The 25,627-nt window shown below is 35.9% G+C and carries 21 protein-coding genes; 15 read left to right on the top strand and 6 right to left on the bottom strand.

From position 1 onward, the window contains the following. Nucleotides 1–3,400: MucBP domain-containing protein (locus tag N0K73_RS07295; protein WP_284065001.1), on the top strand; the 3,400-nt coding region annotated here is incomplete at its 5' end. A 142-nt stretch (nucleotides 3,401–3,542) separates the two neighbouring features. Here N0K73_RS07295 and N0K73_RS07290 read toward each other — a convergent pair. Continuing rightward, nucleotides 3,543–4,880: an APC family permease gene (locus N0K73_RS07290; RefSeq protein WP_404825137.1), complete on the bottom strand. Its 1,338-nt coding sequence runs from the start codon at nucleotides 4,878–4,880 to the stop codon at nucleotides 3,543–3,545. A gap of 146 nt (nucleotides 4,881–5,026) precedes the next feature. Beyond that, nucleotides 5,027–6,301, bottom strand: coding sequence for a GTPase HflX (gene hflX / locus N0K73_RS07285; RefSeq protein ID WP_112251359.1), 1,275 nt, complete (start codon nucleotides 6,299–6,301; stop codon nucleotides 5,027–5,029). 300 nt (nucleotides 6,302–6,601) lie between these two features. Here hflX and N0K73_RS07280 point away from each other — a divergent pair, with 300 nt between their 5' ends. The 9 genes from N0K73_RS07280 (at nucleotide 6,602) to N0K73_RS07240 (ending at nucleotide 15,396) form a co-directional block, all read left to right on the top strand. Further along, nucleotides 6,602–8,245, top strand: coding sequence for a peptide ABC transporter substrate-binding protein (locus N0K73_RS07280; RefSeq protein ID WP_057974294.1), 1,644 nt, complete (start codon nucleotides 6,602–6,604; stop codon nucleotides 8,243–8,245). A gap of 100 nt (nucleotides 8,246–8,345) precedes the next feature. Further along, nucleotides 8,346–9,275 carry an oligopeptide ABC transporter permease gene (opp3b, locus tag N0K73_RS07275; RefSeq protein WP_057974295.1) on the top strand — a complete coding sequence of 310 codons (930 nt, stop codon included), beginning with the start codon at nucleotides 8,346–8,348 and terminating at the stop codon, nucleotides 9,273–9,275. 2 nt (nucleotides 9,276–9,277) lie between these two features. Continuing rightward, nucleotides 9,278–10,303: an oligopeptide ABC transporter permease gene (gene opp3C / locus N0K73_RS07270; protein ID WP_057974296.1), complete on the top strand. Its 1,026-nt coding sequence runs from the start codon at nucleotides 9,278–9,280 to the stop codon at nucleotides 10,301–10,303. Between the two features lie 10 nt (nucleotides 10,304–10,313). After that, nucleotides 10,314–11,381: an ABC transporter ATP-binding protein gene (locus N0K73_RS07265; RefSeq protein WP_112251361.1), complete on the top strand. Its 1,068-nt coding sequence runs from the start codon at nucleotides 10,314–10,316 to the stop codon at nucleotides 11,379–11,381. Nucleotides 11,382–11,397: 16 nt separating this feature from the next. Further along, nucleotides 11,398–12,348 (top strand): ABC transporter ATP-binding protein, encoded by a 951-nt coding sequence (locus N0K73_RS07260; RefSeq protein ID WP_181647448.1) that lies wholly within the window; start codon nucleotides 11,398–11,400, stop codon nucleotides 12,346–12,348. A gap of 286 nt (nucleotides 12,349–12,634) precedes the next feature. Beyond that, entirely contained in the window at nucleotides 12,635–14,017 is a 1,383-nt protein-coding gene (locus tag N0K73_RS07255; RefSeq protein ID WP_112251363.1) for a helix-turn-helix domain-containing protein, read from the top strand. 48 nt (nucleotides 14,018–14,065) lie between these two features. Continuing rightward, on the top strand, nucleotides 14,066–14,479 hold the full coding sequence (locus N0K73_RS07250) for a hypothetical protein (protein WP_057974300.1): 414 nt from the start codon (nucleotides 14,066–14,068) through the stop codon (nucleotides 14,477–14,479). Beyond that, entirely contained in the window at nucleotides 14,452–14,904 is a 453-nt protein-coding gene (locus tag N0K73_RS07245) for a hypothetical protein (RefSeq protein ID WP_057974301.1), read from the top strand. The genes N0K73_RS07250 and N0K73_RS07245 overlap by 28 nt, the downstream gene beginning before the upstream one ends. 147 nt (nucleotides 14,905–15,051) lie before the next feature. Continuing rightward, nucleotides 15,052–15,396 (top strand): hypothetical protein, encoded by a 345-nt coding sequence (locus N0K73_RS07240; protein WP_057974302.1) that lies wholly within the window; start codon nucleotides 15,052–15,054, stop codon nucleotides 15,394–15,396. Nucleotides 15,397–15,447: 51 nt separating this feature from the next. Here N0K73_RS07240 and N0K73_RS07235 read toward each other — a convergent pair whose 3' ends face one another. Continuing rightward, a complete protein-coding gene (locus N0K73_RS07235; RefSeq protein ID WP_112251365.1) occupies nucleotides 15,448–16,890 on the bottom strand; it encodes an APC family permease in 1,443 nt (480 codons plus the stop codon). Nucleotides 16,891–17,116: 226 nt separating this feature from the next. Here N0K73_RS07235 and N0K73_RS07230 point away from each other — a divergent pair, with 226 nt between their 5' ends. Together N0K73_RS07230 and N0K73_RS07225 are read left to right on the top strand one after the other, a co-directional pair. Further along, nucleotides 17,117–17,872, top strand: coding sequence for an ABC transporter ATP-binding protein (locus N0K73_RS07230; RefSeq protein WP_057974304.1), 756 nt, complete (start codon nucleotides 17,117–17,119; stop codon nucleotides 17,870–17,872). Nucleotides 17,873–17,894: 22 nt separating this feature from the next. Next, entirely contained in the window at nucleotides 17,895–19,691 is a 1,797-nt protein-coding gene (locus tag N0K73_RS07225; RefSeq protein ID WP_112251367.1) for an FtsX-like permease family protein, read from the top strand. A gap of 59 nt (nucleotides 19,692–19,750) precedes the next feature. On the opposite strand, the gene N0K73_RS07220 is transcribed toward N0K73_RS07225, so the two are convergent. Next, the gene (locus N0K73_RS07220) at nucleotides 19,751–20,419 is read right to left on the bottom strand and encodes a histidine phosphatase family protein (RefSeq protein WP_112251369.1); all 669 of its coding nucleotides are present in this window, start codon (nucleotides 20,417–20,419) and stop codon (nucleotides 19,751–19,753) included. Nucleotides 20,420–20,704: 285 nt separating this feature from the next. Here N0K73_RS07220 and N0K73_RS07215 point away from each other — a divergent pair, with 285 nt between their 5' ends. Beyond that, entirely contained in the window at nucleotides 20,705–21,436 is a 732-nt protein-coding gene (locus tag N0K73_RS07215; protein ID WP_112251371.1) for a deoxynucleoside kinase, read from the top strand. A gap of 39 nt (nucleotides 21,437–21,475) precedes the next feature. Here the strand turns inward: N0K73_RS07215 and N0K73_RS07210 are convergent, their stop codons facing one another. Further along, a complete protein-coding gene (locus tag N0K73_RS07210; protein ID WP_112251373.1) occupies nucleotides 21,476–22,138 on the bottom strand; it encodes a histidine phosphatase family protein in 663 nt (220 codons plus the stop codon). Between the two features lie 95 nt (nucleotides 22,139–22,233). Then, nucleotides 22,234–22,887, bottom strand: coding sequence for a VTT domain-containing protein (locus tag N0K73_RS07205; protein WP_057974309.1), 654 nt, complete (start codon nucleotides 22,885–22,887; stop codon nucleotides 22,234–22,236). 178 nt (nucleotides 22,888–23,065) lie between these two features. On the opposite strand from N0K73_RS07205, the gene N0K73_RS07200 reads away from it, so the two are divergent. Next, nucleotides 23,066–23,209: a hypothetical protein gene (locus tag N0K73_RS07200; RefSeq protein WP_157051996.1), complete on the top strand. Its 144-nt coding sequence runs from the start codon at nucleotides 23,066–23,068 to the stop codon at nucleotides 23,207–23,209. Between the two features lie 87 nt (nucleotides 23,210–23,296). Next, nucleotides 23,297–25,588, top strand: coding sequence for an RNA polymerase recycling motor HelD (gene helD / locus N0K73_RS07195; RefSeq protein WP_112251375.1), 2,292 nt, complete (start codon nucleotides 23,297–23,299; stop codon nucleotides 25,586–25,588). Nucleotides 25,589–25,627: the final 39 nt, after the last annotated feature.

The following is a 25,627-nucleotide window of genomic DNA, read 5'->3' as shown; positions in this document are numbered from 1 at the left end:
AGGCAATAACTTGAGTGATCCCGTAGTATTACCAACAGGCAAAGTTGGGGATAAATACGAAACAAGTGGTAAAGACATTGAGGGCTGGGTTCTAAAAGAAACACCAGAAAATGCGAATGGAACTCAAGGGACAAGGGAACAAACAATTACGTACGTGTATGAAAGAGCAGAAGCAGCGAAGATCACGGTCAACTATGTTGACGAAAAAGGCAATAACTTGAGTGATCCCGTAGTATTACCAACAGGTAAAGTTGGGGATAAATACGAAACAAGTGGTAAAGACATTGAGGGCTGGGTTCTAAAAGAAACACCAGAAAATGCGAATGGAACTCATGGAACGAAAGAACAAACAATTACGTACGTGTATGAAAGAGCGGAAGCAGCAAAGATCACGGTCAACTATGTTGACGAAAAAGGCAATAACTTGAGTGATCCCGTAGTATTACCAACAGGTAAAGTTGGGGATAAGTACGAAACAAGTGGTAAAGACATTGCTGGGTGGGTTCTAAAAGAAACACCAGAAAATGCGAATGGAACTCATGGAACAAAAGAACAAACAATTAATTATGTGTATGAAAGAGCGGAAGCAGCAAAGATCACGGTCAACTATGTTGACGAAAAGGGCAACAAAATCAGTGATTCAGACATCCTACCAACAGGTAAAGTTGGGGATAAGTATGAAACAAGTGGTAAAGATATTGCTGGGTGGGTTCTAAAAGAAACACCAGAAAATGCGAATGGAACTCATGGAACAAAAGAACAAACAATTAATTATGTGTATGAAAGAGCAGAAGCAGCGAAGATTACAGTCAACTATGTTGACGAAAAGGGCAACAAAATCAGTGATTCAGACATCCTACCAACAGGTAAAGTTGGGGATAAGTATGAAACAAGTGGTAAAGATATTGCTGGTTGGGTTCTAAAAGAAACACCAGAAAATGCGAATGGAACTCATGGAACAAAAGAACAAACAATTACGTATGTGTATGAAAGAGCAGAAGCAGCGAAGATTACAGTCAACTATGTTGACGAAAAAGGCAACAAAATCAGTGATTCAGACATTCTACCAACAGGTAAAGTTGGGGATAAGTATGAAACAAGTGGTAAAGACATTGCTGGGTGGGTTCTAAAAGAAACACCAGAAAACGCGAATGGAACTCAAGGAACAAAAGAACAAACAATTACGTACGTGTATGAAAGAGCAGAAGCAGCAAAGATTACAGTCAACTATGTTGACGAAAAGGGCAACAAGATTAGTGATTCAGACATTCTACCAACAGGTAAAATTGGAGATAAGTATGAAACAAGTGGTAAAGATATTGCTGGGTGGGTTCTAAAAGAAACACCAAAAAACGCAAAGGGAACTCATGGAACAAAGGAACAAACAATTACGTATGTGTACAAAAAAGATAAAGAACCGGAAGTAGAACCGTTGAAAGAAGGTACTGTAACGGTAAAATATATTGATGAAAGTGGTAATTCAATTAGCCCTAACGTTATATTGATTGGTAAAGAAGGGACAGAATATACCACAAGTAGACAGATGATTTCTGGTTATACTTTTAAGAATATACATGCAAATAGCGCAAAAGAATCAGGGAAATATGTTAAAGGTAATCTAGTTGTAACGTATATCTATAGTAAAAATACGGAACCGATTGTGATAGGGTCCGTAACGGTAAAATATGTTGATGAAAATCAGAAAGAAATAAGGCCTAATATTGTGATGACGGGTGCTTTAGGTACAACATATAAAACCAACCAACAGGCGATAAAAGGATATAAATTCAAAGAGATGTTGGCAGGAAGTGCATCTGAGACAGGTAAGTACGTGAAGAACAACTTAGTTGTGACATATGTATATGTAAAAGAAGAAATACCTGTGCAAATAGGTACAGTAACGGCAAGATATGTGGATACGGCCGGACGCCAAATAAGTGCAGATATAAACATGACGGGTGCTTTAGGTACAACATATAAAACCAACCAACAGGCAATAAAAGGATATAAATTCAAAGAAATGTTGGCGGGAAGTGCATCTAAGACAGGTAAGTACGTGAAGAACAACTTAGTTGTAACTTATGTATATGTAAAAGAAGAAATATCTGTGCAAATAGGTACAGTAACTGCAAGATATGTGGATACAACTGGGCGTCAAATAAGTGCAGATATAAAAATGACCGGGGCACAGGGCACAACATATAAAACCAACCAACAGGCGATAAAAGGATATAAATTCAAAGAAATGTTGGCAGGAAGTGCATCTGAGACAGGTAAGTACGCGAAGAACAACTTAGTTGTGACTTATGTATATGTAAAAGAGGAAGTACCGGTGCAAATAGGTACAGTAACGGCAAGATATGTGGATGTAACTGGGCGTCAAATAAGTGCAGATATAAACATGACGGGTGCTTTAGGTACAACATATAAAACCAACCAACAGGCGATAAAAGGATATAAATTCAAAGAAATGTTGGCAGGAAGTGCATCTGAGACAGGTAAGTACGCGAAGAACAACTTAGTTGTGACATATGTATATGTGAAAGAGGAAGTACCGGTGCAAATAGGTACAGTAACGGCAAGATATGTGGATGCAACTGGGCGTCAAATAAGTGCAGATATAAACATGACGGGTGCTTTAGGCACAACATATAAAACCAACCAACAAGTGGTAAAAGGATACACATTTAAAGAGATGTTAGCAGGAAGTGCATCAACTATAGGAAAGTATACGAATGAGAATCAGATTATCACTTACGTATATGTAGAAAATATGAAACCTATTTTAAATGGTATGGTAACGGTAAAATACGTTGACGAAAATGGCAAAGCGCTTCGGGCGGATACATTAATGACCGGGCCAGTTGGATCTTCGTATTTAGTGAATAGAGAAGAAATAAAAGGATATACATTTAAAGAGATTAAGAACGGAAGTGCCGAAACGGGTGGGACGTATACGGATAATAACCTTATCGTGATTTACGTTTATAAAAAAGATCCCGTGAATGAAGTTACAAAACCAGAAGTTACAAAACCAGAAGTTACAAAACCAGAAGTTACAAAACCAGAAGTTACAAAACCAGAAGTTACAAAACCAGAAGTTACAAAACCAGAAGTTACAAAACCAGAAGTTATCAAACCGGAAGTAATTAAACCAATAAATGATCAGTTAAAGGTAACCGAAAAAACAAGTAAAAATATAAAGGAAATGGGGAAAACAGAAAATAAAAATAAGAAAAATGATATAAATTCGATGCAACCAAAAAAATTACAGAAGGATAAAAAACAATTGCCGCAAACAGATGAAAAAGCCAACTCCGTTCTGATTATGGTGATTGGTAGTTTATTAGCGGGATTATCGTTGGTAGGGATTTTTATCAAAAAACGTATTAAAAAATAAACAATCATAACGAATAATACAAAAGGAGGGACTCGTCGGAGGTCCCTCCTTTTATTTGTTATGGGGAATTGAATTAACTGATAACCGTGATAAATAGACAAATAAAGACCTAACGACAATAGTGTCATTAAGCCTTTATTTACTATAAATCTTTATTTTTATGTGATTCATATAAATAGACGGGTATGCCAATTGCCACAATTGTGAAAGAGATAAGAACCCCTATAAGGTCCGATTGGACTTCACTAACTAAGACAAATGCTGCGCCTAAAATGGCTACAATGGGCGTAAATGGATATAACGGAACCGAAAAAACGCGTTTTAAATTTGATTCTTTATTCCGACGACGTAAGATGAAGACGCCGATAAAAGTCATAACGTAGAAACAATAAACCGTAAAAATACAAATTTCAGATAAGCGATCTGCGTCAAAAAATAAAATCATAATGGCAGCAATACTTAATGCGACACATGTAGCGACAATAGGTGAATGTGATTTTGGATGTAAATAAGAAAGTTGTTTATGGAAAGGGAGTTGTTTGTTTTTACCCATTGCCCACATTATCCGAGGGAACGTCATAATTTTTCCGTTCATACAACCCAGAATAGAAATAATTACACCAATATTCATGATCTTGCCACCAATTTCGCCGAAAGCAATCTTAGCAAATTGTGGTGTTGCGTTCTCACCTAACTGATGAATTTGATCTGCGGGTACGACACGCATAATACTGAATGAAACCAGAACGTAAATGAAAAGAACAAGTGAGATTCCTAAAACAATTGCCCTGGGTAATGTCTTTTTAGGATTTTTTATTTCATCTCCCATATTGGCAATTAGAATCCAACCATCATAAGCAAATAAAGTGGCAAGAATACCAACCCCAAAATTACTCGTAGAGTGACTGACGGTTGAAACTGATTGGCCAAGCGCATTTGCGTCTCCGAAAAATAGTCCAAAGATAATAATTGCAGCAATTGGAAATAATTTACAAATAGTGGTGATAATTTGAAATGATGCACCGTAACGATTGGATAACATATTAAGTGCCCCGATAGAGACAACAGCAACCAACGCAATAAGGTGTGAATACCCAGCCGGAATACCAAAGAAATCTACGATTAAAATGGCAAGGTAGGCACCAAGGGCAGCAATCATGGCGGGTCCATAAACGATAACCTGCATCCAACCGGCTAGAAACCCCCAAATCTTACCGTAAATCTTTTCCATGTAGATATATAAGCCACCAGTTTGCGGGATTTGAGATCCAATTTCGGCAACAGTTAATCCGGCGGTTAAGGTTATAATGCCACCACATAGCCATGCAAGTAAGGCATTTGTAGTAGATCCGGTATAGTCGAGTACCGATGCTTGCTTAAAAAAGATACCGGAACCGATAACCGTTCCAATGACGATTGATAGTGCTGACCACAGACCTAACGATCTGTTAAGTTCAACTGCTGGTTTTTTTTCCAAAATTGAATCCTCCTTTTTCTAAAATGAATATTAGAAGTTTAGCATAACGGTGGGGGCGACGCAATTAATCTGACAATACCGTCACATCAAAAAAAGAGTAACCCAATCAGTAAGAAATACTTGATTGAGTTACTCTTTTAATCATTAGATTAGACGATATATTCTTGTACTTGATTAGCAATGATCTTAGGAGCATCTATTTTTAATTTTGTACCTGATTCTTCATAAGTTGTTTCTAAAATGGTTGCTTTCTCATTGATTAAATCGACCAGCTGACCTTTATCAAATGGAATTAAAACGGTCATGATTTCGTTATCTTTAAAGACATTCTTTTTAATGATATCAACCAATTGGTTAAGTGACGCTTCATCGCGAGCACTATAAGTAAACTTATCATCAGAAAATGTAGGATAAGTAATATCTGCTAAGTCGGCTTTATTGTAGGCATAAATCATCGGAATATTTTCAACACCAATGGCCTTCAATGTTTCTTCAGTCGTTTGAATCATCTCTTCAGCATGTTTATCGGCAACATCAATTACTTGAATTAACAGGTCAGCCTGGGCAGCTTCAGCTAAGGTTGTGCGGAAGGCTTTAACCAATTGATGAGGTAACTTGCTAACGAATCCAACGGTATCACTCAATAGAATTTGCTTCTTATCTTCAAATTGAATATTTCGAACACTTGTATCTAATGTAGCAAATAACATATTTTTTTCGAAAACTTGTTTGTCTTCATCTTGTCCAATTAGACGAAGCAATCCATTCATTGTTGTTGATTTACCTGAGTTAGTATATCCAACTAGGGCAACGGTAGGGATACCAGATTTATCACGTTGCTTACGTCTTGTCGATTCTTCTTTGTCCATTTCAGCTAGATCTTTTTTAATATGAGTGATTCGATTCTCGATAACACGACGATCCAATTCAATTTTTGTTTCACCGGCACCACGGTTAGCGAGGCCAGCACCACCAGATTGTTGGTCCAATTTAGCTTGCATACCTCTTAGACGAGGTAATTGGTATTGAAGTTGAGCCATTTGAACTTGGAGTTTAGCTTCGCGAGACTGGGCTCTAGAAGCAAAAATAGCCAGGATTAGTCCCGTACGATCCATGACCTCCATGCCTGATGCGGCTTCAAGGTTACGAATTTGAGTTGGTGATAATTCATCATTAACGACTAAAATTTTAACGCCTTGTGCTTCACTCTCAGTTTTGAACTCCTCTGCCTTACCTTTACCAAAGTAAAGGGCGGCAGTAGGGCGATCTAACTTTTGGCGAATGTCTTCAACTGCATGCATGTTATTTGCTTCAACCAATGCAGCTAATTCGGACATTGTGTAATCTAAATTTTCACGTTGTTTTTCAATACCGGCAATAAAAACATCAATAACTGGTATTTCTGTAGAATATGTTTCTTTCATGAGAACCTCCTCGTGGAACTTACTTAATAGGTTAAGTATAACATTTATCGGGGGAAATATTCGAACATCAAAATGCAGGGGAGAAGATAAATGAGAATTTATAACAAATAATGGCTAAATTCTCATTTAAACATTTGGTGATATCAATTTAAAATGAATTTTAATGAACGATAACGTCTATAAAACACAGTTTTTAAGTCATTTTAGATTAAATTAGATTTTAATGTTGATTTTAATCTTATTCTAATGTAAGATAAACTTACGTTAAGAAAAGGTAAATAAAAAAGGAGAGGTCATATTATGAAGTTAAAGTCAGTGTTGAAATTAAGTGGTGTACTTGCATTGTCTGTCGTCGTATTGGCAGCATGTGGATCTAAGTCTTCATCATCGGATAGTAAAGAGCTAGCCGATAAACAAGTTATTAATTGGTCCGAGACGGCAGAATTACCATCGATGGATTTATCAACTGCAACAGATACAGTCAGTTTTAACATGTTGAATAATACAAATGAAGGTTTGTATAGCATTGGTAAAAATAGTAAAGTCTCAAATGCGCTCGCTACTAAAACAACAATCTCAAAAGATGGTATGACCTATACGTTTAATCTTCGCGATTCTAAGTGGAGTAACGGAGATGACGTAACGGCTCAAGACTTCGTTTATTCATGGCAACGGACGGTGAACCCTAAAACGGCTTCACAATATGGGTACCTCTTCTCAGGAATTAAGAACTATGATGCTATTAGTACAGGGAAAATGGCGCCAACAACCTTAGGTGTTAAGGCAACCGACAAACATACATTAGTTGTGACATTGGATAAAAAAGTGCCATACTTTAAGTTATTAATGGGCTTTCCGTCATTCTACCCACAAAATCAAAAATCGGTTGAAAAATTTGGCTCAAAATATGGAACACAAAGTAAATACATGGTTTACAATGGTCCATTTGTACTCGATGGTTGGACAGGAACGAACTTAAATTGGAAACTAAAGAAAAACAACACTTACTGGGATAAGAAAGCAGTTAAGTTAACAGAAATGAACTTCCAAGTGTCTAAAGATAACACGACAAGTTATAATCTATACCAAAGTAAAAAATTAGATATGACGAATTTATCGGCCGAACAGGCTAAAACATTAAACATGGATAAAGATTATATTACACGTAAACAAGCATCAACATTCTACTTACAATATAATCAAAAGAATAAATTATTCCAAAACAAAAAAATTCGTCAAGCTATCTCATTAGTTATCAACAGAAAACAATTTGTGGATAAGATACTAGGTGACGGTTCAACAGTTGCTTCAGGATTAGTTTCAACAGGTCTTGCTTCAAATCCTAAGACAGGAACAGATTTCGCTAAAGAATCGGCAGTTAAGATGGCAGCAAGCACAGACGTTACGGAAGCTAAAAAATTATGGAAAGCCGGTTTGAAAGAAGTTGGCGTTTCAAAAGCTAGTTTCTCAATCATGAGTGAAGATACTGATAAGGCTAAGAAAACAAATGAATTTTTACAAAATGCAATTGAGGATAATTTGGATGGCGCGGACGTCACATTGATTAATATCCCATTCAAATCACGTTTAGCAAGATCAACTAGTGGTGATTTTGATATCGTTGTTACAGCGTGGGGAGCAGATTTCTCCGATCCAATCTCGTTCTTAGATTTGTTTACTTCAGATAATTCGCAAAATGGTGGTAAGTGGAAGAACAGTGAATATGATGCATTAATTAAAGCATCAAAAACAACGGATGCAAGTAATCCAGACAAACGTTGGGATGATTTAGTCAAAGCTGAAAAAATCTTGATGGAAGATCAAGGTATTTCACCACTTTACCAAATGTCTCAAGCACAATTACTGAGATCAACAGTTAAGGGTGTTATCTACAACGGCGCCGGCGTTAATTACAACTTTAAGGGTGCTTATGTTACTAAATAAATAATCAACGTGGTAAAATTTAACAAGTGAGAATTAACCGTAATGGTTAGTTCTGACTTGTTTTAATTACATAATAAAGCAAAAAGTGAGGGTCAGAATTATGGGTAAATACCTAGTCAAACGAATTTTTTATATGTTACTGACGTTGTTTTTAGTTGCAACCATTACCTTCTTTTTAATGAAGTTAATGCCTGGATCACCGTATGCGAATCAACAAAAAATGACGCCTGAACAATTACAAATCATGAATGAACAATACGGGTTGAATAAACCGGTCTGGCAACAATATCTCATTTATTTATTGGGATTAGTCAAGGGCGATTTAGGAACATCATTCCAATACAGTAATCAACCGGTTTCGTACTTGATTTCAAGTCGAATTGGACCATCGGGACAGCTTGGACTCCAGGCAATCATCTTTGGGTTAGTTATCGGAATTGTGATTGGGGCTATTGGAGCTATCAACAAGAACACTTGGATTGATACATCTTCTACAATATTATCAATTTTAGGTATTTCAATTCCATCATTCGTATTAGCTGTTTTGTTGCAGTACTACGTTGGATTGAAGTTAGGTTGGTTACCGATTGCTGATTGGGGTGGATTTAGCTACACCATCTTACCAACAATAGCTCTGGGTGTCGGGCCGCTGGCAGAAACAGCCAGGTTCATTCGAACCGAAATGGTGGACGTCTTGAGCAGTGATTACATTGAGTTAGCTAAGGCTAAGGGATTGACTAAGTTTGGTGTGGTATTCCATCATGCTTTACGTAATAGTTTGATTCCTTTAGTGACATTAATCGGCCCTTACACGGTTGCGTTAATGACTGGCTCAATGGTTGTTGAAAATATCTTTTCAATTCCCGGAATCGGTGAACAATTTGTTAAATCAATTTTAACAAATGATTTCCCAACAATTATGGGCGTTACAATGTTATATTCAGCAGGTTTAGTTGTTGTTATCTTACTAACAGATATCATTTACGGTATTATTGATCCAAGAATTCGATTAACCGGAAGGAGAAATTAACGATGGCAGATAAAATTGACCTACCAGTAGATGCATTTGAACCGTTAGACAAAAATAACACTATTGATAATGAAAAAATTGCTGCACCGTCGTTGACTTTCGTTCAGGATGCTTGGCGTCGTCTAAAGAAAAATAAAGGGGCATTTATCTCACTTTGGGTACTAGTTGCCATCTTTATTTTAGCTTTTGGTTCTCCAATTTTAGCACCACATAGTGCGACGGAACAAAATGTTGAATATACTAACCTACCGCCTAAAATTCCTGGTGTTCCGATTGATGGATTAAATGGTAAATTAAAAACATCATCAGGCGAGTGGTACGATGCGTACAAGCAAAATAGTATTCCAAAGGATAAGTACTTTATTTTAGGAACGGATGTTTTTGGCCGTGACTTATTATCAAGAATTATGTATGGAACTAAAATCTCCCTAATTGTGGCTTTAGTTGCCGCATTGGTTGATTTAGGCGTTGGGGTGGCATACGGGATTCTGTCCGGTTGGCGTGGTGGACACGTTGATACGGTCATGCAACGTATTATAGAAATTATCTCGTCTGTTCCTAACCTAGTTGTCATTGTCTTAATGTTACTTGTCTTCAAACCAGGTCTAACATCAATCATATTAGCGATTGCTGTAACTGGTTGGACAACTATGGCCCGGCTTGTTAGGGCACAAACATTAAAATTAAAGGATCAAGAATATATTCTTGCGGCAAGAACATTAGGTGAATCACCCATGAAAATTGCGGTGAAACATCTTTTGCCTAACTTATCGAGTGTAATTATTATTCAAACTATGTTTACAATTCCAAGTGCAATTTTCTTCGAAGCTTTCTTAAGTTTCATTGGAATCGGGATTAGTGCTCCTCAAGCTTCTTTAGGGTCATTGTTGAATGATGGACAAAAGAACTTTCAGTTCCTACCATACCAAATGTGGTATCCGGCGATTGTCCTATGTATCATCATGGTTGCCTTTAACTTATTGGGCGATGGACTCCGTGATGCTTTTGATCCAAAAACGAAAGAGTAGGTGTTGAAAAATGACAGAAAATATTTTAGAAGTTAATCATCTAGAAATTAATTTTCATACGTATGCCGGTGATGTTAAGGCCATACGTGATGTTAGTTTTCATCTGGCTAAAGGTGAGACCCTAGCAATCGTTGGCGAATCTGGCTCCGGTAAATCCGTTACAACAAAAAGTTTAATGGGTTTATTAGCTAATAACGCAGAAGTGATGGGTGGCGAAATACTCTATCATGGCGAAGATTTACTTAAAAAGTCAGAGAAGCAAATGGAAGGTATTCGTGGTAAGGATATTGCGATGATTTTTCAAGATCCTATGACTTCTTTGGACCCCACGATGAGAATTGGGCGACAAATTGCTGAGCCATTAATGAAACACAAACATTTCAAAAAAGAAAAAGCAATGGCGCAAGCTTTAGAAATCTTAAAATTAGTTGGAATTACGGATGCTGAAAGACGATTTAAAGATTATCCGCATCAGTTTTCTGGTGGCCAGCGTCAACGAATAGTGATTGCCATTTCATTAGTTTGTTATCCAGAAATTTTAATTGCAGATGAACCAACGACGGCTTTGGATGTGACTATTCAAGCACAAATTCTGGAATTAATGAAAGAGTTACAATCAAAAATTGAAACGTCAATTATTTTTATTACCCATGATTTGGGTGTTGTTGCCGGCATGGCTGATCGCGTAGCAGTTATGTACGCTGGTCGAATTATTGAATATGGGACAGTTGATGAGGTTTTTTATAATCCGCAACATCCATATACTTGGGGATTATTGAACTCAATGCCAACACTTGATAGTGAACATCTGTACGCAATTCCAGGTACACCTCCTGATTTATTGGATCCACCAAAAGGGGATGCCTTCGCGGCTCGTAATGATTATGCTATGAAGATTGATACGGAACAACAACCGCCATTCTTTGATGTATCACCAACGCATGCAGCGGCCACGTGGTTATTGCATCCGGACGCACCTAAGGTAACACCACCGGTTGAAATTCAAAGACGTTACAAGATTTTTTCGGAACAACAAGAAACAAAGATTAAAGCGAATCAAAATTTGGCAGAAGGCTAAGGAAGGGGAGCTAGACATGGTGGAACAAAAGAAAAATAAAATTTTAAAAGTACGTCATTTAAAACAGTATTTTAATGTCGGCAAACCGGACGAGGTGAAAGCCATTGATGACATTTCATTTGATATTTATGAAGGCGAGACCTTTGGCTTGGTGGGCGAGTCGGGGTCTGGTAAGACAACAACAGGACGTAGTATTATCAATTTGTATGAACCAACGGATGGTAAAATTGATTTTGATGGCGTAGATATCCGTAAAATAAAATCAAAAAAAGATAAATTACAATTTCGACGTGATATGCAAATGATTTTTCAAGATCCTTATGCATCACTCAATCCACGGATGAAAGTTAAAGATATTGTGGCCGAGGGAATTGATATTCATCATCTTGCTGCCAATGATGAGGCACGTGCGAAACGTGTTGAGGAATTGTTGGAGACGGTTGGGTTGAATAAAGATCATTCAAGTCGTTACCCACATGAATTTTCAGGTGGACAACGTCAACGAATCGGAATTGCTCGGGCATTAGCCGTTGAGCCTAAGTTTATTATTGCTGATGAACCTATCTCGGCTTTAGATGTCTCAATCCAAGCCCAGGTTGTCAATTTATTGAAAGAATTACAAATAAAAAATAAGTTAACTTATTTATTTATTGCACATGATTTATCAATGGTTAAATACATCAGTGATCGAATTGGTGTTATGCATTATGGTAAGTTGTTAGAAATTGCACCGGCTAATGAAATTTACACGCATCCCCTACATGATTACACGGCGAGTTTAATTTCGGCTGTTCCAGTTCCTGATCCTGAATTTGAACGTAATCGTGTTCAGGTCCCCTATGATGCATCAATAGAAGCTGATGGTAAACAACGAAGAATGGTTGAAATATCGCCAGAACATTTTGTTTTAGCAAGTGAAGATGAGATTGCAATGTATGAAAAACGTGCTGCAAAGGCACTATTATAAGAAATGATAGGTTAGCTTAGGAAGGGCCTTTTCAAGAATTTTTGAAAAGGTCTTTTCTTGTGCCTTGGAAAAGGAGTAAACTAGTGTCTTAGTGATTAGTTTGGGAAATTGTGGAATATTATAAAAATAATAAAAAAATGTGGAATATTATGAGTATTTATAAATGATATTGTTAAATTAAAAAGATATACTATTGTTATAGAATTCATTAGATTAAAAAGAGAACAGAGGGATTTAAATCAAAGACAATTTACTTGTTTTAATTAGTGATAAAAATATCACAAAATTGAAAATATTAAATTTGTTAGAAAGAGACGTTAACGTAACCGTTTCAAAAATCGCACGGGAATTGTATCTTTCAAAATTTAAAATAAACAAAAGATTTAAAGAGTTAAATGAAGATCTAGCTAAGATGTGTTCTGTGGAAATAAATTGTAATAATGACAATATTAATTGTGGAAATTTATCAAAGCGGACTATTAGGCGGCTGCGTCTTATGTATCTGAAGGAATCGTATTTATTTCATTTTTTAGAAGATTCTTTAGTGCATCCAGTTACGGTACGACAGTTTTCTAAACGATATTTTATTAGCATGTCCAGAGCATATGAATTAAAAAGTGAGTTAGAATCATTTTTAGGCCTTTACCACCTAGAATTCAAAGATGGGCAAATTATCGGGGACGAATTTAGTATTCGAAAATTACTATTTAATATATATTATCATTTTTTTAATATGATTGAGGCCCCCGTGTTTGAGGAAGAAATTAAGATTGATAGCAAAAAAATGGTTAATTTTGTTATTTCATACTTTAATTTAAAGTTAACACCGACCGGTGAAGTGAAATTGAAATTATTTTTTGATATAAATTACTTCAGAATGAAGAATAATCATCAAATTGAATTTTATTCATCTTACGATGTCATTGGTGACAGTGAAAAAATCAAACATTTTAACGAGGCTTGTCAGATTTTTATTAACGGAGTCATCAAGCAACCTAAATTGGTGTCAAAAAAAGAAACACAGAATTTAATCCTTTTTCTAGGCATTGAGAACTTAATTGATTCCGATTTTAATTCAAGTCAAAATAAGTGTGTTAAGAGCATGGCAGATACGTTCATGGACAAAGTATCAAAAATGTATTTAGAAACGGATCAGATAAGCGATGATCTCAGGGGACAATTGATTCAAAAGATGCATACTGAGTTGATTAAGATTAACAGTCGTTACTTGATACACGCCAACTATATGACAACGCAAACGGAGATAACGTTTGATACCAAGTACCAAACGTTTCATCGATGTGTGACGGATTTTCTGTTTACTAATGTTGAGACGAATCATATTCAAAATGAATTTCAGAATTTTAATCAGCTGTATCTTGAGTACATGTTGTTGTTGATTAATAGTATTCCGCTAAACTATATCAGTCGAACGATTCACGTTTGCGTGGATATTTCAGAGGGCGATTTATATAACGATTATGTCATTAAAATGCTGACATTACAGGGTGAGAGTGCCATAAAATTTGAAAAAAGACTGTCTAGTCAGACTGATGTTTATATTTCAGATGTTGTTATGAGTCATTTAAAATGTCGGCAAATATTGCTTGGGAAATTACCAGAAGATCAAGACTGGCAAATATTGAAGGCACAGATTTTAGAACAATAAGTGGGAACAAAAGGGTTACGGGTATTGGGGAGAATGGAGCGACCCAACATGCAAGACAAGATAAAAATATATAATCAGGCTTATAAAGAGTTACCAAACGATGTGCGAGTACTTGCTAAAGAACGTCACCTTAGTGAGGATGATAAAAATTTAGCCGTTTTGTTTGAGTTATTTATTGAAAGTACCGTTAATCTAAGTGAATTTTACGGATTTAATGACAATAAAAAGCAATTATTTAATGATCTTAAAAAAAATTTAGCGGAAGCGACACAGTTAATTGACCAATATCATTGTTACCGGAAATGGTTCGAAAAATACCAACCGTATTTTAAATGTTTTGCAAAGACGAAATTTTTAACTGTTTGCGAATGGGATGCTGAACGAAAGGTATGCGTGGACGATGGTCAGGGAGAAGTTAACAAACTGGAGGAAAAATGGGAAAATTTGAGAATAACAAGTTAGAATATAAAAAAGAAATATTAACAATTATAAACGATTATGTTCAATACGAACACTGTGAAACCTATATTTATTGCGCTAATGAGAACCGTAGATGTTATCTTAACTTAATGTTTAGAGCAGACGGTGAATTTATTAGTATGGACGATATTGATCTACAACATTGTGGTACAAAGAACAAGCTAGAAGATCAACTTGTTTTTCTAAAAAAACTTAAATCAGTACTGCACAAGCTTCGTGACGATTACTTAGCCTCAGATGAACCATTACCGTCAGAACTTAAGATTGATTACAATAGATGCGAAGATACGTTAGTTGTTAATAAATGTTATGACGTTTTATCGCAGGATAGGGATATTTTAATACCTGAAAAAAGATGTCAACATTGGTTTAACCAAGTGGAAAACAAGGAAGTAGCCAATTTTTAATTAATTTAGATAAGCAAGTTGGACATTATTGTTCAACTTTTTTTATTACTTTCAGACTATCAGGATAGTTAAAATGAATGTGGAACTTGGCGTTTGGTTTAAGCGATAAAGGTATGATATAGTGATGGTATCATTGGGGGTAATCGAATGAGCTTAGGTGAAAAAACAAAAGCCATGAGCGAGTTACCATATGATGCTCGTCTTTTGTTGAATGAAAGGCATCTTTCAGAGAGTCAGGTGAGTTGGGGAACAATCCTTGATGTATTTCTTGAAAGTGTTGCTACTTTTACAGAGTTTTACGGATTTAACGGGGACCGTAGGGCGTTATTTATTAACTTCAAAAAAAATCGGCGCGAAGCAATCCAAATGATAAGGATTTATAAGGAATACCGCAGATGGTTCAGGCGGTATAACGCTCATTTTGAAAAATTAATGAATATTCGTTTTTTGACACTTTGTGAGTCAGTAAGTGCAAAAGGAATCCTCGTGTAACTAAAAAATGCTGTCATTACTTATTTTAAAAGTAATGACAGCATTTTTTAGTTAATCTTTAATTCCATCTCTTTTTCGTTCGCGTTCAGCAATCATTGGCATAATGAAGCCAAGACCGATTAGAACAACAATACTAATAATATTAATCGCTAATTGATAGTAGAATAATGAACTACCCATGGCAACATCTTGAGGAATAATTCCAAAGATGGTTGCTAAAACTGTGACGACTAAACACCATAAACCGACAGCATAAGCGAGTTTATCATTTTTAATAAAAACGTATTCTGATGGGTATTTGTCACTATTTTTACGGATTTGCATGAAAGCGAAGAAAATCCAACAAGTGACACCGGGTGAAATAATCCCGTTCAAGTTCAGTAACCAATTAAAAATAGTATTCATATCTGGTAAGAAAACACCCAAGAAGAGGATGAAAGCACTTAAAGTACAGGTCAGAATATAACCATTAATGGGTAAACCATCTTTGTTAACTTTAAGTAACTTTTTAGGCATGTAACGAGCGCCTGTGTCGGAGATGAGCATGCGAGTCATAGCATCAAGAAGAACAGCTAGAAGCGCGCACATGTACACAATTTGAGTAACAGCGAAGGCATACATCAACCAACTACCCATGTGGAATTGATCCCCTAAACGAAGGAACGCATAGTATGAACCGTTCATTTTAAAATCATTAGGAATATTGTGAGCATTGAAGAAAATACCAAGGGCAAATGAGCCAAAAACGGTTAAGAAAATTGTCATTACCGTTAGCATGATCATTGCTTTAGGGAAATCTTTTTTTGGTCGCTTCATTTTTGTAACAAATGGTGCGATTAGTTCTGCACCATTAATTGCATAGATTAATAAACCAATTGTTGTAAAGTAATGTAAATCAAATTTAGGAATTAATGTGCGCCAGCTCATATTTGTTGTTGCGATATGACCTGAGGGTGTTAGTAACGAACCAAACGCCATGAAAACGTACAAAATTGTGAGGATGAACATGGCCCCCCCACCAACTAAGCCTAAGAATTCTAATGAACCCTTGAAAAAACGTTGAATGAAGATAAAACTAACGAAAATGATTAATGTTATCAAGGCGAACATGGCAGTTGATAAACTGTCTTCGAGTGCGTTACTCCCATTGAGCAACCAGCCAAAGCCAACGACGACTGCGTTAGCCGTATCAACAACGTAGGGGATTGAAGCAGCCCAGTAAGTCCAGGCTGTAAAATAACCTAATTTTTCGCCACGAGTACCACGAACCCATGAACTTAATCCACCACCTTCTGAATTGAAGACGGATCCTAATTGTCCCACCATTAAAGAATAAGGGATAACATATAATAGCAATAAAATAATCCAAGATGTAATAACGCCCATACCTTGATTTTGAAAGTTATAGACGATATCGTCGAAGCCAATAACTGTTACAAATGACATTAATGCCAGAACTGGCCACGATATAAATGTTTTTTTCTCTTTTTCCATAAGTGCCTCCCGAATAGATAACTGACTATGTAAATTAAACTAACAGTTTATAAGTATAGTGAACTACCTAATTAAATTCCACGATAAATTAAATTAATAAACAATGTAATCGGTTTAATGAGAATTAAATTAGGAATATAAAAGTTAAAAATTGATTTTTGTTGTGTACTATGTATAATGGTACACATAGAGCATTGCATTAAATATAAAACGGAGGCTGAATAAAATGAAAGAAATTGTTGTAAGTGTGAAGGATGTTAAAAAGATTTATGGTAAGAATAAAGAGAAGAAAACAGAGGCTTTAAAAGGAATTAATTTTTCTGTTGAACAGGGTGAATTTATCGGTATCATGGGGGCTTCAGGATCAGGTAAATCTACGTTGTTGAATTTATTATCAACGTTAGATCAGCCTACTTCAGGGAGCATCGAAATTAATCATCAAGATATTTCACAAATGAGCGGTGATAAATTATCTGATTTTAGAGCGCAAGAAATTGGATTTATTTTTCAAAGTTTTAATTTATTAGATAATTTAACAGCTTCGGAGAATATTTCGTTGCCACTTTCTTTACAGAATGCATCAATTTCAAAATATCAAGAACGTATTAATAAACTAACGAAAACACTTGGAATTAGCGATGTCTTGGGGCAATACCCAACTGAACTATCCGGTGGTCAAAAACAACGTGTTGCTGCCGTGCGTGCATTAGTGCATAACCCGGCGATTCTGTTGGCTGATGAACCAACAGGCGCTTTAGATTCTAAGAGCGCTAAATCGCTTCTTTCGACAATGGAAGAGCTCAATAAAAAGGAGCAAGTATCTATCTTGATGGTGACACATGATGCAGTTAGTGCTAGTTACTGCCAGAGAATCTTATTCATTAAAGATGGAAAAATTGGACAAGAATTAGTTCAAGGGACACAAACACGAACAGAATTTTATCAAGAAATTTTAAAAGAATTGGCAAACGCTGAACAATAAATCTAGGAAGGAGGGGAACTAAATGTTATTAAAATTATCTTTAACAGGAATAAAAAGTCGATTTAAAGACTATTTAATTCTGTTATCAGGACTCATTATGGCCTCAGCGATTTTCTATATGTTCGAGGCATTAGCAACAAATCAAGAATTCATTAAGCAGAATGCAACGGTTAAATATGCGGCAATGATTTTCCAATTTGGCTCGGTCTTGTTGGCAATTATTACACTGTTTTATATCATCTATGCGAATACTTTCTTAATGAGTATGCGACAAAGAGATTATGGCTTATTTATGATGCTTGGTGCAAAAAAGCGTAAAATCGGACGTTTAATTTTTATGGAAACGTTGATTATTGGGCTTATTGCAACAGTGGTTGGGGCCTTGGTCGGTGTCGGATTGACATATAGCGTTGGACAATTATTAATTGGTAAGATGGACATCGCACCACATTCTTTCCAGCCGTTCTATATTCCAGCCATCTTAATAACGTTACTTTTCTTTATCGTTATTTTTATGATTGCAGCACTATTTAATCGTCATGTGTTATTGAATACGCCTATATTAAAATTATTAAATGAAGCGGAACAACCAAACAGTAAAAAAATGAAACTACGTACGATTTTAATTCAGAGTGTAATGGGATTAGGTTTAATTATCATAGGTTACTATTTATTAAGTCACATGGCACAGTATCAGGTGGCTGGACTAGCCGTTTCAATTGTGACTATTTTCGTTGGGACATTCCTGATATTTAATTCATTATTTAGTGGATTAGTTCAATTGTTGAAACGTAGTAAAAAGTTTTCAGAGAAACAATTAAATACGTTCTTAGTTGGACAACTTAGCTTTCGTTTAGGGTCGTTAAATCGAGTACTAACAATGGTTGCGATGTTGTTTGCGTTGGCTTTGGGGGCTATCACAGTTGGTATGGGATTTTCTGGTATTACTGATAAATCAGTAGACAATGCGTCACCATACGATGTTGTTCTTCAAGACCCTTCGGCAAAAGAACAAAAATTACTCGGTCAATTAACTGATAAAAAAGAGGCCATTTATGCAACGAAAAAAGTGGGCGATAAACGTTACTTTAAAAAATCAGATTTTGTAAAATCGCCACTTTATATGCTGAGTTTCACAGCATCAAATATGAATGCGGGTAAGTTGTCTAAAATTGATCCCAATAATATGACGACTAAAAATGAAGATGATGTGTGGGGAAATGTCGTTCGAACCACTTTGGAATCTGATATGTTGGATCCAGAGATTGTTTCGGATAAATCATTTTCAACTATATCTGCACCAACTCGAAATGTTTATGCGATTAGACTCGCTTCTTTCAAGGATAATAAAGATACTTTAAAATCATTAAGTCAGGGGATTTCTCAGAGTCAGGTTGAAAGTTCAACCTACTTAATGAATAAGTATGTCGTTTACCAAAGTATTAATGGTATTTTTGGTGGCATGGAATTCATGGGCTTCTTCTTGGGTATTGCAATGTTGGCTATGTTAGCAAGTATTCTGATGTTTAAGATTTTATCAAGTGCCGCGGCCGATAAAAAAAGATATGATCTGTTAGATCAATTGGGTGCTAGACACCAATTAATGAAGAAATCAATTAATCGTGAAATTGGAATTCTCTTCTTATTACCGGGAATTGTTGGTGTAACCCATGTTTTATTCGGGTTACAAATGTTTAAGGAAATGATTCCAGATACTTATTCACATATCGCGATTCCGTTTATCATATTTGCGGTACTCTACCTGGGTTACTATTGGCTAACGGTTAGCTTGTATAAAGGCATTGTATTGAAAAAGTAAAATAAAAAATGCATGTTACTCAGATAATGAAAACTGAATAACGTGCATTTTTTTGATACTTAGATTGGCGTTTCGCCCAAGTTACCATAATAACTCACTTCAACCGTATCGGGATGAACAATCAATTTAGTGATACTACCATTTTTGGGACTTTTTAAAATATCAATCTCTGGCGCATAACGTGAAACGATACTTCGAATGGCTGTACCATGACCAACGAGAAGTACTTGGTCGTCATCGTTTTGGCGAGCGCGTAAAAAATCGAATGCCTTATCATAACGATCCCAGAATTCTTGATTATCTTCAGCTAGATCAAATGGATCGGCCTTTTTCATAAAATCGCGAGATTCTTCAATTGAATATTTTTCAAGAATATTAAGAAATGTTCGACAACCATAGGGTAGACCAACCGTTTCCATGACTTTATCAGTATTCTGACCTTCAAAAAAACCATAAAACTCTTCACGAAAAAGATCTGATTCGATTGGCGTTAAACGAGTATTCTCTGGAATATGAGATTCTTTTAAAAGATGAATCAACGTATTTTTTGTACGCATTGTGTCACTTCGATAAATTGCGTTGAAAGATTTATCTTGTAAAAGTTTGCCCGAATGAATCGCATTGTCAATTCCAGCATCTGTAAGTGGTGAGTCGCACCAACCTTGCATTCGTTGGAAAGAGTTGAATAGTGTCTGGCCATGACGGACCATATAAACAGTAAATGACATAAGAATCCTTTCATGGTAAATAATATTTATTTTGTAAATAAAAAGGTGCTTAGAGCTGTCTAGCTTTCAATAAAAAGTTTACTATAAATCATTAATTTTGGAAAAAGAAAAGACTTTTATTTTATTTAAACCAATGTATACTAAATAAACGGAGAATTAAAAATATGAGATTATTTATTAATATTGACTAGTAAGATAATACCGAATGAGGTGTTATAAGTCTAGATTTGATTATTTTTGACGACATAAATTGGATTAACTATTTAAGAAGGAGTGTTTATTATTTTGATCACGTTGGCTGGTATTATTGGTTCAGGAAAATCTAGTATGACAAAAATATTATCTGAAGAACTTGGGGTAGAAGCTTTCTACGAACCCGTAACAGATAACCCCGTATTACCTTTATTCTACAAGGGTAATGAGATTGCTGCAAAAAAACGTGAAGCAGGAGATAAGGACGCAACTAACCCATATGCTTACTTATTACAAACTTTCTTTTTAAATCGTCGTTTTAGAATGATTAAAGCAGCGATGCAAGAGGATAACAATGTCCTTGACCGCTCAATCTATGAAGATGCGATTTTCATGAAGATGAATACGGAAATGGGTAATGCGACAAATGTTGAATATGACATTTATCAAGATTTATTAGAAAATATGCTTGAGGAATTACCTTATGCGGCACATAAAAAATCACCTGATTTGATGATTATGATTAAAGTTTCTTACGAAACAATGGTTAACCGTATTCAAAAACGTGGACGCGATTACGAACAAATTGAAACGGATCATTCATTGGTCGAATACTATAAAACATTACTTCGTTACTATGAAGATTGGGAAAAAGAATATGACGTCTCAGAATTTTTAGTTATTGATGGTGACAAGTATGATTTTGTTGAAAACGAAGCTGATCGTAATGTTGTTTTAAATATCATTGAAGATAAACTACAAGAATTAGGTAACTTATCTGAAAAAGAAGTTATCGATTACAAAGCACAACGTAAAGCAATCTAAATTAAAAGGAGTAGCCAGTCAATGGCTACTCCTTTTAATTTAGATTTTATCGTCATCGTGATGGTTAAAGTAAACAACTTTAACAGAATTATCGTCAACAATTAATTTCGTTACACTACCGTTTTTAGGACTCATTGTGATATCAATTTCGGGTGCAAAGCGAGAAACGATACTTCGAATAGTTGTACCATGGCTGACAACAAGAACGTTATCGCCATCTTTAGCATCTTCGCGTAATAAATTAAAGCCTTTATCACGACGTGCCCAGAAATCAGCATCATCTTCTGCATCGTGAAAAGGGTCTGTTTCTTTGAAAAAATCACGGGCTTCTTCAATTGAAAATTGTTGTAGAATTTCGGTAAAGTTAGCCGCACCATGTGGTTTGCCAACAACAAACCAAGCTTGTGAAGAATCAGCACCCTCGTAGTATCCGTATCCTTGTTCTCTTAGAAATTCGGATGATTTAACAGTTAGATTCGAAGATGTTTCATTTTCAGATAAGATATAATTTGCTGTACGGTTTGCGCGAGTCGTGTCACTGCTATAAGCGTTAGCAAAGTGAATATTTGCTAATTTCTTACCAGTTGCGTGACCATCGTTGATGCCCTTTTCTGTTAGTGGAGAGTCGGACCACCCTTGCATCCGGTTATATTTGTTGAAAATTGTTTGACCATGACGAACGAGATAGACTGTAAATGACATGTGAACCTCCTGAAATTTATATGATAGGCCCATTATACGCTAAAGAAAACGATTAATCTAAAGATTTATGAGACCAAAAAAGCACATTCTAAATTTTAAGAACGTGCTTTTTTATTAGTAATAAATTTAAATAAGTGTAATAATCCGGCTAAGATTGAAGGGATTAGGGCAATTCCAGCAATTGAAATGAAAATGACCGAGAAGTGATCCTTAACAAAAGGGAGTGCGCCAAAATAATAACCGATACCGGCTCCTAATGCCACCCAAAGAGTGACGCCGATAAAGTTATATAGTCCAAAGTGGCGGTAACTCATTCGAGCGCTACCCGAAATAAGGGGTACAAACGTCCTAATTAAAGGGACAAAGCGGCCGAAAATAACAGTCTTAGCTCCGTGTTTTTTAAAAAAAATATTTGCGGATGCCATTTTTTCTGGAGAAATTCTGTTTTTAAGGAACGGTAATTTATTTAAGTGACGGCCAATCTCAAAATTAACGGCATCGCCAATAAGTGCCGCGAAAAAAAATATTGGAATTAAGATACGAATATCTAAAGTTTGAGTTGAGTAGGCGGCAATTGAACTGGTGAAAAAAAGTAGTGTCTCGCCGGGTAAAAAAGGAAAGATCACAAGGCCTGTTTCGGCAAAAATTAAGACAAAAAGAGTTAGATAACTCCAACTGCCTAACGTTTGAAACAAGGGTTCTAGATAGTTTTCGAAATGGGTGAATAAAAACCAAGCTTGTTCGAACATTGTCGGGTCCTCCAGTCCTCTTATTCTTAATAATTATATTAAACCGAAACGTAAAAAAAGACTATTAATTTAACCGATATTTAGCTTTTATTAAGATTTGTCTCACTATTGAGGGTCGTTGGTGTCAAACCGGTTTTGATACTGGTATACTTGATATATTAAATTTTTGGAGGTCAATATGACAAGACGTGCTTTAATTGCAGGAATGACAACATTAATTGGATTAGTTGCCGGTATTATGATGGGCAAAATTGCCGTGGCGACACTGATTGGATTAGCTGTGGGTATTACGGTTGACCAATTCTTGCCAAATAAAAAATAAAGTCAACTGGGAGCTTATTTGAGTTGATTATTGAAAAGTGATACACTATTAAGCCTAAGAAAATCATGTAAAGTGGGGTATTAAGAAGTGGCTGATAAAATTAAAATAGAAGAACAAGCACATCTTGATGACGTGATTATTAAGATTAAAGACGCTGAAGTTAAACGCCAAAATGAAATTAAGTACGCAGAAAATGAAGCACGATCAATCAATGGTGAATTTACGAGTGATGTTCATATCAATACGACAACGTATACCGGAATGATTGATACGGCGATGTCTGTTCGTCAACAACAACAAATGTTAGCTGAACGTGAGACAAGTTGGAAAAATGCGACATCACGTTTAGATATTTTAAAGAAATTAGAGAAGAAACCATATTTTGCTAGACTGAATATCCAAGAAGGAAATCATAAAAAAGAAACAATTTATATTGGATTAGGATCATTCGCAGATCGTCCTGAACATTTTATGGTCTACGATTGGCGTGCACCCATTTCAAGCGTTTACTATGATGGTGGGCTAGGGGATGTCACTTACCAAACGCCAGACGGTGACCAGACGGTAGACGTTTCATTGAAACGTCAATTCGTGATTGACGATGGACAGATTGAAACGATTTTTGATACTGATGAAGCCGTCGGAGATCAAATGTTATTAGATGTTTTGAACGATTCTGCGGATACAAAAATGAAGAGTATCGTTACAACAATTCAAAAAGAACAAAATCAAATTATTCGTGATGTTAAAGCGGAATTATTATTTGTTCAAGGGGCAGCTGGATCGGGTAAAACCTCAGCAGTCTTACAACGAGTGGCGTACTTGTTATACCGTTATCGTGGTAACTTAACGGCTAGCCAAGTTGTTTTATTCTCACCTAATCAGCTGTTTAATGATTATATCGATCAAGTGTTGCCAGAACTTGGTGAACAAAACATGGTTCAAATGACTTACTTCCAATATGCATCAAGACGCTTACCGAACATGCAAGTTGAAACCTTACAAGAGCGATTTGAAGAAGATAATACGACTGCCAAGAAGCATATTCAGGTGTTGAAAAATAGTCTCGCTTTCTTTAATGCATCAATGGCTTATTCGGAACATTTGGAACAAGCAGATATGAAATTTAGAGATATTAAATTTAATGATGAAATTTTCATTTCAAAAGATAAAATCAAATCAATTTACTATAAATATAATGAAAATTACCATTTGCGTACGAGATTGGAAGCAACGCGCGAGTCGTTAGTTAAATTGTTGAACCGTCGAATTGAAGCTGAAGCTAAGTTAGAGTGGGTTGAAAAAGCCATTCAAGATATGTCAAAAGAACAATTAAATGCTTTATACGGCGATCAAGATCGAGAATTTGCGAGTGGTGATAAAGAAATGCGTTTCTTAACGCGAACATTTGTCATGCGTCAATTCACAAGTGTCCACAAAGCCATCGTGCGTAACCGATTTTTGAACATTAATTCACAATATGTGAACTTTTTACACAATGTACCTAAGTACGTTAATTTGAGTGATTATGGGGTTACTTTAGAAGAATGGCAAGATGATGTTGCTGATGTTGTCGCGCGATTGAAAACGCGTCAGATTTCGATGCACGATGTAACACCATACCTTTACCTGTTTGATCGAATGACGGGTAAACATGGGGAAACAGATGTCCGTTATGTCTTTATTGATGAAATTCAAGATTATACGGCATTCCAGTTAGCCTTTCTGAAGGAAGGCTTCCCAAGAGCTAAGTTCACCTTGCTAGGTGATTTGAATCAAGCTATTTTTACAAAAGAAAATAGTAAAAGCCTATTGTCAGAATTGGGGCACTTATTCCCTGCCGATAAAACAAAGGTTGTTCAATTAACGAAATCATACCGATCAACACAACAAATCACAGATTTCACAAAAGAAGTGTTGATAAATGGTGAATCAGTTACCTCGTTCAACCGACAAGGGGACTTACCCACAATTACTGTGGATAAGAACTCGGATAAATTGGTTCAAGATTTAGAAAATCAATTAGCAAAAAATGTAGATGATCATTTGACGACAGCTATTATTGCGAAATCATTAGCCGAATGTACGGCGCTTTATAATCGTTTGCAGGCTGATGATGTGCCTGTAACGTTGATTAAAACGGAAAACCAACGTTTAGCTGAGGGGACAATTATTGTGCCGGCTTTCTTGGCTAAAGGTTTGGAATTTGATGCTGTTGTGATGTGGGGCGCTTCAAAAGCCAATTATCACGAAGAAGACGAACGTCAATTGGTTTATACGATTTGCTCAAGAGCAATGCACCGTTTGAATGTCTATGCTGAAACTGAATTGTCACCATTATTTGATCATGTTTCAAAAGCATTATATATTTTAAAATAAGCTGTGAAAGAAATTATTTGCTAAGGTAAGTAATTTTTA

The sequence above is a fragment of the Dellaglioa algida genome, assembly GCF_030127605.1.
GTDB lineage: Bacteria > Bacillota > Bacilli > Lactobacillales > Lactobacillaceae > Dellaglioa > Dellaglioa algida.
Note: the sequence above shows the minus strand (reverse complement) of the source record. Positions and strands in the feature narration are given on the sequence as shown.